This is a genomic window from Nocardia sp. NPDC056064 (assembly GCF_042266925.1).
GTDB lineage: Bacteria > Actinomycetota > Actinomycetes > Mycobacteriales > Mycobacteriaceae > Nocardia.
Map to the genome: position 1 here is coordinate 2634443 of NZ_JBHJWO010000001.1, position 14885 is coordinate 2649327.

12 protein-coding genes are annotated in these 14885 nt (G+C 71.6%); 7 read left to right on the top strand and 5 right to left on the bottom strand.

Going from position 1 to position 14885, the window contains the following annotated elements; genetic code table 11:
- Positions 1–37 precede the first annotated feature (37 nt).
- Positions 38–1852 carry a DEAD/DEAH box helicase gene (locus ACFC06_RS12020; RefSeq protein WP_375929769.1) on the bottom strand — a complete coding sequence of 605 codons (1815 nt, stop codon included), beginning with the start codon at positions 1850–1852 and terminating at the stop codon, positions 38–40.
- 62 nt (positions 1853–1914) lie between these two features.
- On the opposite strand from ACFC06_RS12020, the gene ACFC06_RS12025 reads away from it, so the two are divergent.
- A complete protein-coding gene (locus tag ACFC06_RS12025; RefSeq protein ID WP_375929770.1) occupies positions 1915–2784 on the top strand; it encodes a carbon-nitrogen hydrolase family protein in 870 nt (289 codons plus the stop codon).
- An 11-nt stretch (positions 2785–2795) separates the two neighbouring features.
- The gene (locus tag ACFC06_RS12030) at positions 2796–3416 is read left to right on the top strand and encodes a phosphoribosyltransferase (RefSeq protein WP_375929771.1); all 621 of its coding nucleotides are present in this window, start codon (positions 2796–2798) and stop codon (positions 3414–3416) included.
- A gap of 4 nt (positions 3417–3420) precedes the next feature.
- Here ACFC06_RS12030 and ACFC06_RS12035 read toward each other — a convergent pair whose 3' ends face one another.
- The gene (locus ACFC06_RS12035) at positions 3421–4599 is read right to left on the bottom strand and encodes an alanine racemase (RefSeq protein WP_375929772.1); all 1179 of its coding nucleotides are present in this window, start codon (positions 4597–4599) and stop codon (positions 3421–3423) included.
- A gap of 47 nt (positions 4600–4646) precedes the next feature.
- Entirely contained in the window at positions 4647–5126 is a 480-nt protein-coding gene (locus ACFC06_RS12040) for a TetR family transcriptional regulator (protein WP_375929773.1), read from the bottom strand.
- 402 nt (positions 5127–5528) lie between these two features.
- Between ACFC06_RS12040 and ACFC06_RS12045 the strand changes: the two genes are divergently transcribed.
- Positions 5529–6272: a tyrosine-protein phosphatase gene (locus ACFC06_RS12045; RefSeq protein ID WP_375929774.1), complete on the top strand. Its 744-nt coding sequence runs from the start codon at positions 5529–5531 to the stop codon at positions 6270–6272.
- A 136-nt stretch (positions 6273–6408) separates the two neighbouring features.
- On the opposite strand, the gene ACFC06_RS12050 is transcribed toward ACFC06_RS12045, so the two are convergent.
- Entirely contained in the window at positions 6409–7653 is a 1245-nt protein-coding gene (locus ACFC06_RS12050) for a class I adenylate-forming enzyme family protein (RefSeq protein WP_375929775.1), read from the bottom strand.
- Between the two features lie 81 nt (positions 7654–7734).
- A complete protein-coding gene (locus ACFC06_RS12055; RefSeq protein ID WP_375929776.1) occupies positions 7735–8529 on the bottom strand; it encodes an enoyl-CoA hydratase/isomerase family protein in 795 nt (264 codons plus the stop codon).
- 92 nt (positions 8530–8621) lie between these two features.
- On the opposite strand from ACFC06_RS12055, the gene ACFC06_RS12060 reads away from it, so the two are divergent.
- Genes ACFC06_RS12060 through ACFC06_RS12075 form a run of 4 tightly spaced genes read left to right on the top strand, consistent with a single transcriptional unit; the run spans position 8622 to position 14711 of the window.
- Positions 8622–9365 carry a hypothetical protein gene (locus ACFC06_RS12060; protein ID WP_375929777.1) on the top strand — a complete coding sequence of 248 codons (744 nt, stop codon included), beginning with the start codon at positions 8622–8624 and terminating at the stop codon, positions 9363–9365.
- Positions 9362–10333 (top strand): ATP-binding cassette domain-containing protein, encoded by a 972-nt coding sequence (locus ACFC06_RS12065; protein WP_375929778.1) that lies wholly within the window; start codon positions 9362–9364, stop codon positions 10331–10333. Before ACFC06_RS12060 ends, ACFC06_RS12065 begins: the two co-directional genes overlap by 4 nt.
- Entirely contained in the window at positions 10330–11112 is a 783-nt protein-coding gene (locus tag ACFC06_RS12070) for an ABC transporter permease subunit (protein WP_375929779.1), read from the top strand. Before ACFC06_RS12065 ends, ACFC06_RS12070 begins: the two co-directional genes overlap by 4 nt.
- Positions 11082–14711 carry an ABC transporter ATP-binding protein gene (locus ACFC06_RS12075; RefSeq protein WP_375929780.1) on the top strand — a complete coding sequence of 1210 codons (3630 nt, stop codon included), beginning with the start codon at positions 11082–11084 and terminating at the stop codon, positions 14709–14711. Before ACFC06_RS12070 ends, ACFC06_RS12075 begins: the two co-directional genes overlap by 31 nt.
- Positions 14712–14885 lie beyond the last annotated feature (174 nt).

The window sequence follows — 14885 nt, forward strand, 5'->3', positions numbered from 1 at the left end:
GCGCTACCCGCGGACATGTCGGCTCCCCGACCTCGCCTCAGGAACGCGGCTTGCGCCGTTCCGTGCGCGGCCGGGCATCGCGGTCGCGTCGCGGGCCCCGCGAGGCGAGCCGCTGCGCGGGCGGACCCTGGTCGGGCTGCAGCTGGATCAGCACGCCGCTGATCCTGGTGCGCCGCAAGGCTTCCAGCGTCTCGTGCGGCAGATCGGCGGGCAGCTCGACGAGGCTGTAGTCCGGGCGGATGCTGATGTGCCCGAAATCGCTGCGGCGCAGGCCGCCCTCGTTGGCGATGGCACCGACGATCGCGCCGGGCACCACGCGGTGCCGCTTGCCGACGCTGATGCGGTAGGTGGCCAGTTCCTGACCGGACTCACGGGAGAACGACGGCGGACGCGGTCCGCGGTCCTCGTCGTCGTAGCGGCGCGGGGCGCGCTCACGGTCGCGATCGCGGTCGCGGTCGCGGTCACGCTCGCGGCGCGGGGCAGGCTCCGGCTCGGCGGCCATGAAGAAGTTGTCGCCGTCGTAGGAGGCGACGGCCAGGGCCGCGGCGATGTCGACGAGCGGGGTGTTGTGCTCGGCCTCGTAGTCCTCGATCAGCTTGCGGAACAGCGCCACATTGTCCGAGGACAGGTTCTCGGTGATCGAGTCACCGAACTTCGACACCCGCTGGGCGTTGACGTCGTCCACGCTGGGCAGCTGCATCTCGGTGAGCGGATGCTTGGTGGCGCGCTCGATGGCCTTGAGCAGGTGGCGCTCGCGCGGGGCGACGAACAGCAGCGCCTCACCGGAACGGCCCGCGCGACCGGTGCGGCCGATGCGGTGCACGTAGGACTCGGTGTCGTGCGGGATGTCGTAGTTCACCACGTGCGAGATGCGGTCCACGTCCAGACCACGCGCGGCCACGTCGGTGGCGACCAGGATGTCGAGCGCGCCCGACTTGAGCTGGCCGATGGTGCGCTCACGCTGGTTCTGCGCGATGTCACCGTTGATCGCGGCGGCGGAGAATCCGCGCGAGCGCAGCTTCTCGGCGAGCTCCTCGGTGGCCTGCTTGGTGCGCACGAAGATGATCATCGCCTCGAAGTCCTCGACCTCGAGGACACGCGTGAGGGCATCGAGCTTGCGCTGATGCGAGACCTGCACGTAGCGCTGGGTGATGTTGGTGTTGGTCTGGGTCTTGGACTTGACCGTGATCTCGACCGGGTCGTGCAGGTACTGCTTGGAGATCTTGCGGATCGCACCCGGCATGGTCGCCGAGAACAGCGCGACCTGCTTGTCGTCGGGCGTATCGCGCAGGATGCGCTCCACGTCTTCCTGGAAGCCCATCTTGAGCATCTCGTCGGCCTCGTCGAGCACCAGGTAGCGCAGCTGGCTCAGATCCAGCGTGCCCTTCTCCAGGTGGTCGATCACGCGACCGGGCGTGCCGACCACGACGTGCGCGCCGCGGCGCAGGCCCGACAGCTGCACGCCGTAGCTCTGGCCGCCGTAGATGGGCAGCACGTGCAGGCCGGGGATGTGCGAGGAGTACTTGCCGAAGGCCTCGGCGACCTGGATGGCGAGCTCGCGGGTCGGCGCGAGCACCAGGGCGCTGGGCTTGCGCTGCGCGGTGTCCAGACCCATCAGGATCGGGATCGCGAATGCCGCGGTTTTGCCGGTGCCGGTCTGGGCCAGGCCCACCACGTCGGCGCCGGAGAGCAGCGGGGGAATCGTCGCCGCCTGGATCGGGGACGGCGACTCATAGCCCACATCGGCGATGGCCCGCAGGACGCGGTCATCGATCCCGAGGTCGGCGAAGGTCGGGCCGTCGTCGTGCCTGTCGTCGTCGGCAGGAACGCTGTCGACCTCATTGGTACTCATTGACCAGGAGTTTACTGCCTGGCGGTAGCTGTCCCAACCACCAGGTGAATACGGTGAGACCTATGCAACTGCAGAACCGGTCAGAGCATCAGGAACCGGCGCCGGTGACGGTGCCGATCGCGGTCGTCCAATTCGCGCCGCGGACCGACCCCGCCGTGAATCTGTCGTCCCTGCGCGAACACGTGCGCACCGCCGCCGAGGCGGGAGCGCGGGTGGTGCTCGCGCCCGAATACTCGATGTTTGCGGTGACCCGCCTCGACGAACGCGTGGTGGCGGTCGCCGAACCGCTCGACGGGCCGTTCACCACCGGACTCGGCGCGCTCGCAGCCGAATTCGGGGTGTATCTGGTGGCCGGTGTGGTGGAGCGCCCGGCCGGTGTATCCGGCCGGATCAGCAACACCCTGGTGGCGCACGGACCCGGCGGCGACGTGGTCGCGGTGTATCGCAAGGTGCATCTCTACGACGCGTTCGGCCATCACGAATCCGAGGTCGTGGTGCCCGGTCCGGTGACCGAACCCGCCACCTTCGCCGTCGACGGTGTGATCGTCGGCATGCAGACCTGTTTCGATCTGCGTTTCCCGGAGGGTTGTCGGCGTGTCGCCGCGGCGGGCGCGCACGTGCTGCTGCTGCCCGCGCAGTGGATTCCCGGCCCGGCCAAGGTCGACCAGTGGACCACGCTGCTGCGGGCCCGCGCCATCGAGAACACGGTGTACGTGGCGGCCGCCGATCAGTGCGCGCCGCACGGGGCGGGCGCCTCGATGATCGTCGACCCGGCGGGCGCGGTGACGGCCGAACTCGGCGACGAGCCGGGCGTGCTGGTCGCGACCGTCGATCCGGCCCATCTGGCCCGGGTGCGCAGCGCCAACCCCAGCCTGTCGCTGCGCCGCTTCGCGGTCGTCGAGCGCGTATCGCCGGAGCCCGGCGCGGAGTAGCGTTCGAGGCGATGGTGTACCCGGATCGCGAGGCGGCGGGCCGCGTCCTCGGCACGGCCCTGGAGCAGTTGCGCGACACCGACCCCCTGGTGCTCGGCCTGCCGCGCGGTGGCGTGCCGGTGGCCGCGGCGGTGCGCGAGGTGCTCGGCGGCGATCTCGACGTCCTGCTGGTGCGCAAGCTGGGCCTGCCCTGGCAGCCGGAGCTGGCGATGGGCGCGCTCGGCGAGGGTGGGGTGGTGGTGCTCAATCGCGATGTGGTCGACCGCAGCGGGGTCTCGCAGACCGCCTTCCTCGATGTCGAGCAGGCCGAGCTGGCCGAACTCGCGCGCAGGCAGGCGGTCTTGCGCGAACGCGATCCGATCCCGCTGACCGGGCGCACGGTGATCATCGTCGACGACGGCATGGCCACCGGGGCGACGGTGGCCGCCGCCTGCCGGGTGGCCAGGGAGCAGGAGCCCGCGCGGATCGTGGTGGCGGTGCCGGTGTCGTCGCCGGAGGCCGCGCGGCGGGTGCGCCCGGAATGCGACGAGCTGGTGTGTCTGTGGACGCCCGCCGATCTGGGCGGAGTGGGCATGGCCTACAGCGATTTCCATCAGCTCGCCGACGCCGAGGTCGTCGCGCTGCTGCGCTGAGGACTCAGCCGAAGCACTGCCCTTCGCCGCGATAGGTGGGCACGGTGACGCGGGTGCCCGACTCGTCGACGAGGTGGATCTCGGCGAAGCGCTCGCACAGCTCACCGGCCTTGGCGTGGCGGAACCACACGCGGTCGCCGATCTCGACTTCGGCGGCGCCGGCCAGCGGCGTCTGCACCTCGCCCGCGCCCTCGGAACCGAGCAGCTTCAGGCCCGTCGGCCAGACCGGCAGCGGCACCCGGCTGGGTCCGGCGGGGCCGGAGGCGATGTAGCCGCCCGCGAAGACGGTGGCGATGCGCGGTGTGGGCTTGCGCAGCACCGGGGTGGCGAAGAACAGCGCGGGGCGCGGGGTGAACGAGCGGTAGTGGTCGAACAGGGTCGGCACGTAGAGGCCGGAGCCCGCGGTCACCTCGGTGACATCGGGGTCGCTGATCGACACCTCGATCGAGCCGGTGCCGCCGCTGTTGACGATCTCGAGCGGGCCGGTCACCGCGCGCACCGCGTCGAGCACCCGGGTGCGCCTGCGGCCGATCTCGAGCGCCGAGAGCCGCTTGACCACGCGCACCGCGGGATTGCTGTCGGGCAGGCCGGCGATCTGCGCCTCATAGGTCATCACGCCGACCACGTCGAAGCCGAGACGGCGGGCCCGCGTGGCCAGCGCGGCGGCCTGGTCCGGGCTGCGGACCGGGGAGCGGCGGGTGCCCAGGTGCAGCGGGCCGATGCGCAGGGCGGCGTCGACATCGAGGCAGACACGCGGGTGGACCAGGTCGGTGCCGAGGGCCGCGCGGGTGAGGGTGAGCTGGTCGACATCGTCGATCATCAGGGTGATCGCGCGCAGCAGCCCGGGATCGCCGGCGAGTTCGGCCAGGGCGGCCCGGTCCAGGACGGGGTAGCCCAGCAGGATGTCGCGGGCGCCGAGGCGGGCCAGCCAGATGGCCTCGCGCAGCGAGTAGGCCATGATCCCGGCGAAGCCGCCGCTCGCGGTGAGGCCGGAGCCGAGAACCCGTTCGAGCACGGCCCGGCAGCGCACCGACTTACTCGCCACGCGGACCGCGACGCCGTTCGCGCGGCGGATCAGGTCGGCGGCGTTGGCGTCGAGGGCGGCCAGATCGAGGGCGGCCAGGGGCGGGTCGAGCTCGGCGGTCGCCGCGTGCAGCTCGGGCAGCGATGTCGTGGCGGTCACTCCCCTACTGAACCACCTAATTGGTCAGGCGTCCAGCATTGGCGCGATCAGACTTCGGCGGCCTTGAGCGTCAGGCAGCCGACGAGGTCGTCGATGACCACCAGGGTGGTCTCGTCGTTGCCGTCGGCGAGCCAGCGCAGCACCGCGCCGTAGAGCACCGAGACCAGGTAGGTGGCCACCGAGTCCAGCGGTTCGATCCACTGGGTGCCCGAGCGCTGGGCGCACAGGCCGAGGAAGGCGACGGCCTCCTCGTCCATCTGGCGGAACATCGCGGCCGCGGTCGGGTCGCCGATGGTCTCGCCCGAGGCCGACCACCGTTGCCGCAGGGTTTGCAGGGCCGACTCGTAGGCGGCGACCTGACGCACCGGGGCGGCCTTGATCAGCGGCCAGTAGGCGCTCATGCCCGCGTGCAGGAATACCCGCAGGGCCCGCAGACCGGTGACGTCGATACTGGCGGCGGCTTGTTCGACCGCGTCGCAGACGGCAGGTCGCAACGGGGCTTCGGTAAGTTCAGAACTGGCGCTCAACGACAACTCCTCGGCAACAAATTTCGCTGCCCGCGGCGATGCGAGCACTGTAGACAGGTCGTTCGATCACGGATCGTCCTATCCAGCGAGCTCGATCTTAGAAGGTTTTCTGGATTCACGAACTGGTTCAGCCGTCCTTTTCAGACTGAAAGATTGTTTTGTTATCCGAATGCGACCTTTTGTAAAACCGACCATACGGCCTGAATTTGTTCGCACTCCAAAACATCCGGCGCCCCCACCCGCCGAAAAGCACATACTGGTCGATTGTACAAGTCCACATCGGGGTGCTACCCGCGTGTGGGAGACGACACAGCGACACCCGACGGAACGGACACGACACAGTGCGTGTCCGTTGGACGAACTCGGGCGCGTCGCGCGCGGAACCGCCGATAACCTGGACAAGTGACTCTCTCCCCCTCTGCCGATCAGTTCGCCCTCAGCGGCACCTTCAACTTCCGCGATGTGGGCGGGCTGCGCACCGCCGACGGCGCCACGGTGCGCCCCGGCGTGCTGCTGCGCTCGGCCCAGCTGAGCGGACTCGACGCGCAGGGACTGGCGACCCTGCGAGAACTGCGGGTCACCGACGTGCACGATCTGCGCGGCCACGCCGAGATCGCCCACATCGGCCACGACACCCTGCCCGAGGACGTACGCCTGCACGTCACCCCGTTCGACTCGCGCATGGACGAGGCCCCGCCGCACGAGGCCGCGACCACCTCGGCCAAGGCCCACATGATCGAGGTCTACCGGCAGTTCCCGGTGCTGCCCGAGGCCCACACCGCCATCACCCGGCTGGCCGGCTCGATCGCCGCGGGCCAGGGCGCCGCGCTGGTGCACTGCGCGGCGGGCAAGGACCGCACCGGCTGGGCGGTGGCGACCGTACTGCGCGCGGTGGGCGTCACCGAGGACGCGATCTACACCGACTTCCTGGCCAGCAACGCCGCCGTGGAACCACTGCGCCGGCTGCTCGAACCCAAGATCGGCAACGGCGCGGCACTGTCCCAGGACCTGCTCGGGGTACACGAGGAATACCTGCGCACGGCCGACGCCACGGTGCACGCGCGCTACGGCGGCACCGAGGGCTACCTCGACGAGATCGGCCTCACCGGCGAACTCCGCGAGGCACTACGCCTGCGGTTGGTGTAGTTGGCGGCTGGCGCCGCGGGGTTCTCGGCCCCTTGGGCCTCGCGTCCGAGGGGCGATACTCCGGCTTCGCCGTTACGTCTCGCCCCTCGGACGCGAGGCGGCCGAAAACCCGTGGTGGTTGGGTTTGCGGGGTGGGCTACCAGCCGCTTGCCTGCTTTTCGGCGCGGACCAGGCCGTCGCGGTCGATGCTCACCTGGTCGCCGGTGTGGAACCACGATCCGCTGAAGCGGGCGCGCGAGGCCACCGGGTCGTTCCAGTAGCGGCGGCTGACATTCGGTCCGCGGCAGAGCAATTCGCCGCGGCCACGGTCGGCGTCGGGGCCGGACAGGGCCAATTCGGTGCCGCCGAAGGCGAATCCGAGGGTGGAGCCAGTGTCGGTGAGGTCGGTGTCGTCGACCATCAGGCCGATGCCGCTGGTCTCGGTGGCGCCCCAGACCGACCACTGCCGAGCCGCAGGGAACAGGCCACGCAGGGCGGCGGTGAGGGTGGCGGGGGCCGCGGCGGCGGCGCGCTCGGAACGGTGACAGGCCTTGCTGATCCGGCGCACGGCCGAACCCGCCTGTCGCGCGGCCAGTTCCGGTAGCAGCCCGGCGAGAATGCGCGGGGTGGCCGAGACGGTGTCGACGCGTTCGGCGTCGAGCACCTCGCTCAGCCGCCGGGCGCGCGGCGCGAGGACGACCGTGCCGCCGACGGCGAAGGTCGGCAGCAGCTGATCCACACAGCCGCTCGCGTGGGCGAGCGGCAGCAGCACCAGGTTGCGCAGGCCGTCGGCGGGCAGGTCCAGCGCCGCGACCACCGAAGAGACCGCCGAGAGCAGGTTTTCGTTGCTCAGCTCCACCCCGGCCGGCAGCGGCTGACGCGCGGCGGTGCCGGTGTAGCAGAGCAGGGCCGGGTCGTCGAGGGCGGCGCCGTCGTCGATGTAGGCGGTGCCGTCGGGCAGCGGGCCCTCGGGGCCGAGCACGAAATCGGCTCTGCCGTCGGCGATCACGCGTTCGGCCACGCCCGCGGGCAGGGCGTCGGGCACCAGCACCGGCACCGCGCCCGACAGCAGCGCGCCGAGGAACGCCTGCACCCAGCGGGCGCTGGTCGGCATGTGCACCGCGACCCGGTCGCCGTAACCGATGCCGTGCGACTGGAGTCCACCGGCGATGCGCGCGGCGCTGTACCAGAGTTCGCGATAGGTCAGACGCGGGCCGCCGACCTCGACGACGGCCTCGCGTCCGGTGAAGGCGTGCACCCGCAGGTCGAGCAGTTCGGTGAGCGCGGGGCTGAGATCGCCGTAGCGCAGCACGCCGTCGGCACCCCGTCGCAGCGGCGCGGCCGCACCGCTACCGGGGAACTCGATGATGGTCGCGCCCGGTTCGTGCTCGCTGTGACCCATCCGGACCTCCACGTACGTCGATGCAGCACCGCACCTGAACTATATGACGTGGATCACAGTGCTGTCAGGCACTCGGCGCGCTCACTCGCCGCGATAGGTCGCCTTGCCCGGCCCGACCTCGAGGAAACTGCGCACCGCGCCGCGCAGGTCGGCGGTGCCGAACAGTTCGCCGGAGACCTCGGGCGTCACCGAATCCGCGTGTGCCACACCGCCGGAACGCCAGGCCTCGATGATCTGCTTGGTGGCCGCGTGCGCCTTGGTCGGGCCCTCGGCCAGCCGGGTGAGCAGGGCGCGCGCGGCGGTGGCGACGTCGTCGTGCACGGCGTTGACCACGCCCCACTCGGCCATGGTCGCCGCGTCGTAGAGGTCACCGGTCATCACGAACTCCCGGGCCCGGCCCGAGCCCGCGCGCTCGGCCAGCCGCTGCGGGCCACCCATCGAGGGGGTGAGCCCGACCACGGTCTCCACCAGCCCGAACTTCGCCTTCGGCGCGGCCAGGATGATGTCGCAGGCCAGCGAGATCTCGAAGGCGGCGGTGAGGGTGAGCCCGTGCGCGGCGAAGACCACCGGGCACGGCAGCGCCTCGATCGGGTGGATGATCTGCTCGAACAGTTCGCGCCACAGCTGCGCGCCCTCCTCGACGCTGCGCCCGTCGAAGACGTTGACGTCCACGCCGCCGGAGACGACCTTGCCCTCGGCGTCGATGAGCAGCGCGCGCGGGGGCTGCGCGCCGACAGCGGCGATATCGGCGATCAGCGCATCGATCAGCGCGCGATCGAACAGGTTCAGCGGCGGGTGCGCGAGGGTGATCGTGGCGATCTCGGCACCGGCGTCGGTGAATTCGCGCGTCAGACGTGTGGCCTTGGTTTCACTCATCCGGTCAGCGTAGAACCCGAGGAACCCCGGGATGTCGGTGGTCGTTGACATGATGAGCTGTCCCGCACGGAAGTGCCCTACAGTTCGATTCGTTGGGCGAAGAGGAGGACGACGCCGTGTTCAAGAACGCGATCGAAAAGGCCGTGGTCGATGTACTCGACACCGGTTCCAAGCTGCAGGCGCCCGCCGTGCGGCGCTACGTCGAATTCCTCCGTGAACGCCATCCGGCGGAAAACCCCGCCCAGATCGTGACCCGGCTGGAGAAGCAGTACCTGCTCGCCGTCACCGGCAGCGGCGCCGCGGTGGGCGCCACCGCGGCCGTCCCCGGTGTGGGCACCCTCGCCGCGCTCGGCGCCGTCGGCGCGGAGACCGCCTTCTTCATGGAGGCCTCGGCCCTGTTCACCCTGGCCCAGGCCTACGTGCACGGCATCGAGCCGGAGAACAAGGAGGCCCGCCGCGCGATGGTCCTGGCCGTCGTGCTCGGTGACACCGGCATCGCCATCGTGCAGAAGGGCCTGCGCACCTCGTCGAAGAACTGGGCGGGCGCGCTGGCGGGCAAGGTGCCCGGGCTGGGGGCCATCAACAGCTCGCTGTTGCAGCAGTTCATCAAGCGTTTCATCACCAAGCGCGCCGCGCTGATGGCGGGCAAGGTGCTGCCCGCGGGGATCGGCGCGGCCATCGGTGGCGCGGGCAACCGGGCGCTGGGCAAGGTGACCATCGACAATGCCCGCAAGGCGTTCGGGCCCGCGCCCGCGCGCTGGGCCACCCCGCTGCACAATGTCATCGATGCCGATCCCCTGCCCGCGCTGGAGTCCGTCGAGGTGAAGAACCGGTGAGTGCCCGCCGCGGTGACGCTGTCCGCCTGCGCGGTGTCGGCAAGCAGTTCGCACAGACGGTCGCCGTCGACGGTATCGATTTCGCGGTGCCCGCCGGTGCGGTGACCGCGCTGGTCGGGCCCGCGGGCGCAGGCAAGTCGACGGTGCTGCGCATGGTGCTGGGCCTACAGCGGCCGACGACCGGGGAGATCACCGTCGACGTGCCGGGCAGCGGACCCGCGGCGATGGGCGGGGTACTCACCCCGCGCGGACTGCATCCGGCGCGCACCGTGCGCGATCAGCTGGCCTGCTACGCCCCGGTCGTCGGGGTGCGGCGTCGGCGGGTCACCGCGGTACTCGAACACACCGGGCTGGCCGCGGTCGCCGAGACCCCGGTGGCCCGGCTGCATCCGGTGCAGCAGAGCAGGCTCGCGCTGGCCATCGCCATCCTGGCCGATCCCCCGCTGCTGGTGCTCGACGACCTGTTCGCCGGGGCCGAGGGGATGGAACGCGGCTGGCTGCACGGGCTGCTGCGCGGCCATGTCGAGCGCGGCGGCGCGGTGCTGGTGAGCGCCGACACGCTCGCCGATGTGGTGTCGGTGGCCGACCAGCTGGTGGTGCTCAGCGAGGGCGCGGTGGTCTGGCAGGGCACCCCGGCCAAGCTGCGGCGCGGTCATCCCGACCGGCTGGTCGTGGCCGCGCAGCCCTCGATCGCGCTGGCCACCGCGCTGGCCGCGCGGGGCTTCACCGACGCGGTCATGCGGCCGGACGGCCGCCTGGCGGTGGCCGAGGCGGACGAGGCGACCATCCGCTCGATCGCCGAGGCGGCCCAGGTGCGCATCGGCAGCATCGTGTCCGACCCGATCCATCCCGACCGGGTGCTGGCCTCGCTGACCAAACCGCGCAGGCACGCCCATCACGTCCCCACCCCACCCGCGAATCCCGGCGGCTTCGCCCCGGCACCGACCCCGTATGGGATGCCCCGATGACCGCTGTGCTGCCCGCCGACCTGCTGCCCGGTGCCGAGACCGAGGCGCGCAAGATCGTCGCCGTCCCCCGCGTCCGGCTGCTGCTCGGCGCGCCGGTGGTGCTCGCGCTGGTCGGCACGCTGATCACCGCCCTGATGTCGGGGCCCGCCGATCCGACGGGTCAGCCCGCCACCGGCGCCGCGACTATCGGGCTCTACCTCGGGATGATCGCGGTGTTCGCCGCGGCCGCGCTGTTGGGCATCGCGGCCACCGGCGGGGAGTACCGGCATCGGACCATGGCGCTGTCGGTGCTGCTCTCGCCCGACCGCGACCGGCTCGTCACCGCCAAGTACCTGGTCACCGCGGGCTTCGCCCTCGCCACCGCGGTGGTCGCCGAACTGGCGAGTTTCCTGGTGCTGCTCGGTGCAGGGCGCGGCAAGTTCGAGTTCGGCTGGCAGCTGGTCGAGGTGCTCGGCGCCGGGCTGCTGGTGGCGGTGTGCTGGGCGGTGCTCGGGGCGGGCATCGGGCTGCTGCTGCGCACGCTCAGCGGCGCGATCTGGCTCGTGCTCGGCTGGGCCTTCGTGCTCGAACCGCTGATCTGGCTGGTGGCCAAGGGCTTCGGCGCGGGCGGCATGGCGGCGATCCTGCCCGTGTCGGCCACCGTCGCCGGGGTGAGCGCCGGGTCGTTCCAGGAGGCCGAGGTCTTCGCGCCGACGCCCGCCGCCCTGGTCGTGCTGGTGCTGTGGACCGCCGCGGTCGGTGCCGCCGGATGGTGGGACCTGCGCACCCGCGACCTGTAGTGCGCGCCGAGGCGGGCTGGATCCGCAGGCTCTGGCGGCAGTGCCTGGGTCATCCCCGGCTGCTCACGGGCATCACGCTGTCGGTGCTGGCGGGCGCGGTGGTCGCCATCGCGGCCCCGCTGGCCACCAAGCGCGCGGTCGACGCCGCCCAGGCGGGCGATACCGCGGTGATCGGTGGTGCCGCCGCGCTGCTGGCGCTGCTCGCGGTGGGCCGCTTCGCCGCGACCTTCGCGCGCAGGCTCTGGGCGGGCAAGCTCTCGCTGGAGGTACAGCACACCCTGCGGGTGGACCTGTTGTCGGCGCTGCAACGCCTCGACGGCGCGGGCCAGGACGCGATCCGCACCGGACAGGTGGTCTCGCGCTCGATCACCGACCTGCAACTGGTGCAGGGCCTGCTGGCGATGGTGCCCTGGTCGGGGCTGGCCGTGCTGCAGTTCGTGCTCTCGGCGGTGGTGATGGTGTGGCTGAGCCCGCCGCTGGCCCTGGCCGCGCTGCTGGTGGCGCCCGCGATGGTGGTGGTCGTGCTGCGGGTGCGGCCCCGCCTCTACGCCGCGACCTGGTCGGCCCAGCAGCGCGCCGCCGACCTCGCCGAACACGTCGAGCAGACGGTCACCGGGGTGCGCGTGGTGAAGGGCTTCGGGCAGGAAGCCCGGATGGTCGACATCCTCGAAGAGCACGGCCGCGCGCTGTTCGCCGAGCGGCTGCGCGCCGCGAGGATCAATGCCCGTTTCGCGCCGGTCGTCTCGGCGCTGCCGCAGGCCGGGCTGGTCGCGGTGATCATCGTCGGCGGCGTGCTGGCCCGGCACGGTGCCATCGGTGTGGGCACCTTCCTCGCCTTCACCGCCTACCTCGCCACCATGACGGCCTCGGCGCGCACCATCACCTCGGTGGTGATCATGGGTCAGCTCACCAAGGCCGCCGTCGACCGGGTGTTCCAGGTGATCGACGCGGCGCCGGTGCTGGTCGACCCGGACCGGCCGGTCGACCTGCCGCCGGGCCCGCTGGGCATCGAGTTCGAGGCGGTGCGTTTCGGCTTCGATCCCGGACAGCCGGTGCTGCGCGAACTCGATCTCACCGTGCGTCCCGGCGAGACCGTGGCGATCATCGGCCCGGCCGGGTCGGGCAAGTCCACCCTGTCGCTGCTGCTGCCCCGCTTCTACGCCCCCGACGCGGGCCGGATCAGCCTGGTCGGCGCCGACGGCACCCGCGCCGACCTGGCCGACCTGCGCGCCGAGGACCTACGCGGCGCGCTCGGCGTGGTCTTCGACGACCCGTTCCTGTTCTCCGACACCATCGCCGCCAATATCGCCCTGGGCAGCCCCGAGGCCACCGACGCCGAGATCAGGGCCGCCGCCACCGCGGCCGCCGCCGACGAGTTCATCGCCGCGCTGCCCGAGGGCTACAACACGGTGATCGGCGAGCGCGGCCTCACCCTCTCCGGCGGGCAGCGTCAGCGCATCGCCCTGGCCAGGGTGCTGCTGACGCGCCCGCGCGTGCTCGTCCTCGACGACGCCACCTCCGCCGTGGACGCCGTCACCGAGGCCGAGATCTTCCGCCGTCTGCCCGACCCCGGCGGGCGCACCACGCTGATCCTGGCCCACCGCGAATCCACGCTGGCCAGGGCCGATCGCGTCATCCGGTTGCCCGCCCCCGCCGTGGCCGTGGTGCCGAGCCCGGCGGCCGCCGACCGGCCGCGCGCCGACCTCGGCAAGCCGCGCACCATGTCGGCCACCGCCACCGAACTCAGCGAGACCCCCGAACTGCGCGCCGCCGTCGACGCCCTGCCCCCGGCCACCGAAGCGCCCCGGCTGCCCGGCGACCTGCGCGCGCCGCAGCCCGATTTCGGCCTGCGCGCGCTGCTGCGCCCGGTGCGCGGCCTGGTGCTGACGGTGATGGCCCTGCTCACCGCCGACGCGCTGATCGGCGTCGCCTTCCCGCCGCTGGTGCGCTACGCCATCGACACCGGCGTGACCGCGGGCGACGGCACCGCGCTGGCCGTCGCGGGGATCGCCGGGATCGGCCTGGTGCTGGCCGGACTGGCCGTGGGCGCCGCGGTCACCGTGCTCACCGCGCGCACCGGTGAGCGGGTGCTGTTCGGTCTGCGGGTGCGCAGCTACGCGCACTTGCAGCGCCTCGGCCTGGACTACTACGAGCGCGAACTGTCCGGCCGGATCATGACCAGGATGATCACCGACGTCGACGCCCTGTCGACCTTCCTGCAGACCGGCGTGGCGACCGGGCTGGTCGCGATGATCACCCTGGTCGGCGTCGCGGTGGGCCTGGTGCTCATCGACGCCGGGCTGGCGCTGGTGGTGCTGGCCACCGTGTCGCCCATGCTGCTGGCCACGCTGGCCTTCCGGCGGGTCTCGTCGAGCGCCTACACCGTCTCGCGCGAGCGGGTCTCGGTGGTCAACGCCGATTTCCAGGAGAACATCGCGGGCCTGCGGGCGGTGCAGGCCGCGCGCAACGAACCGGTCGCCGCGCGCCGCTTCGCCGAGTACTCGCACCGCTACCGTGACGCCCGCGTGCGCGCCCAGCGGGCCATCGCCGCCTATTTCTCCTTCGGCCTGGCCTGGGCCGATGTCGCGCTGGCGGTGGTGGTCTACCTGGGTGCCACCGCCGTGGCCGACGGGCGAACCAGCACCGGCACCCTGGTCGCCTTCGTCCTCTATCTCGGGCTGCTGTTCAGCCCGATCCAGGAGCTGTCCCAGGTCTTCGACGGCTACCAGCAGGCCAGGGTCGGCCTGCGCCGCATCGCTGAACTGCTGCGCACCGAGTCCTCGATCGCCGCCGATCCCCCCGACGCGCTGCCGGTCACCCGCCTCGACGGCGAGATCGTCTTCGACCGGGTCGGCTTCCGCTACCCGGGTGCGAACACGCCCGCCCTCGACGACGTCTCCTTCACCGTTCCGGCGGGCGCGACGCTGGCGCTGGTGGGCGCGACCGGCGCGGGCAAGTCGACGATCGTGAAGCTGCTGGCCCGTCTCTACGACCTGCCCGACGACCCGGCGGCGGGCTCGATCCGGGTCGACGGGGTCGAACTACGTAAATTTGTGCTCACCGACTACCGGCGGCGGCTGGGAATTGTGCCTCAGGAAGCTCACTTGTTCACCGGTGACGTGGCGAGCAACATTGCATTCGGGCAACCTTTCGCCTCGGCAGTGGACATCGGCACCGCGGCCGCGAATGTCGGCGCGGCCGAAATGATCGCCGGATTACCCCGGAAAATGGACCAGCCGGTCGGTGAACGCGGGCGTGGCCTGTCCGCCGGACAGCGTCAGCTGGTCGCCCTGGCGCGGGCCGAACTGGTCCATCCCGACCTGCTGCTGCTCGACGAGGCCACCTCCACCCTCGACCCCGAAACCGAGGCATCGGTGCTGGTAGCGAGCCGATCACTGGCCCGGGGCCGGACCACCGTCGTGGTCGCGCACCGGCTGGCCACGGCCGCGCGCGCCGACCTGATCGGCGTGGTCGATTCCGGACGTGTCATCGAATTCGGGACGCACCGGGAACTGCTCGACCGCGACGGTCGTTACGCGCGACTCTGGGCGGCGGGTGCGGGCGCCGAGGGAATACTGTCGGCGCGGGACCGGTCGTAGGTGAGGAGATCGGGTCAGTAGCAACGCCGATATGCCGCTGGGCATATGCTCGGTGAGGGCGCATCGGCAGCCATCCGCTGATACCCCTGCCGGGCACGTCACAAACGTCGCAGCGCGAAGAACGAAATGAGGCGAACACCAGCTGTGAGCAGCTCAACTTCCCAGTTCGGACAG

Excerpts from the sequence above, each read along its gene's own strand:
- ACFC06_RS12030 (WP_375929771.1), top strand. The coding sequence starts at position 2,796 with ATGGTGTACCCGGATCGCGAGGCGGCGGGCCGCGTCCTCGGCACGGCC.
- ACFC06_RS12070 (WP_375929779.1), top strand. The coding sequence starts at position 10,330 with ATGACCGCTGTGCTGCCCGCCGACCTGCTGCCCGGTGCCGAGACCGAG.
- ACFC06_RS12055 (WP_375929776.1), bottom strand. The coding sequence starts at position 8,529 with ATGAGTGAAACCAAGGCCACACGTCTGACGCGCGAATTCACCGACGCC.
- ACFC06_RS12050 (WP_375929775.1), bottom strand. The coding sequence starts at position 7,653 with ATGGGTCACAGCGAGCACGAACCGGGCGCGACCATCATCGAGTTCCCC.
- ACFC06_RS12025 (WP_375929770.1), top strand. The coding sequence starts at position 1,915 with ATGCAACTGCAGAACCGGTCAGAGCATCAGGAACCGGCGCCGGTGACG.
- ACFC06_RS12075 (WP_375929780.1), top strand. The coding sequence starts at position 11,082 with ATGGTGGGACCTGCGCACCCGCGACCTGTAGTGCGCGCCGAGGCGGGC.
- ACFC06_RS12020 (WP_375929769.1), bottom strand. The coding sequence starts at position 1,852 with ATGAGTACCAATGAGGTCGACAGCGTTCCTGCCGACGACGACAGGCAC.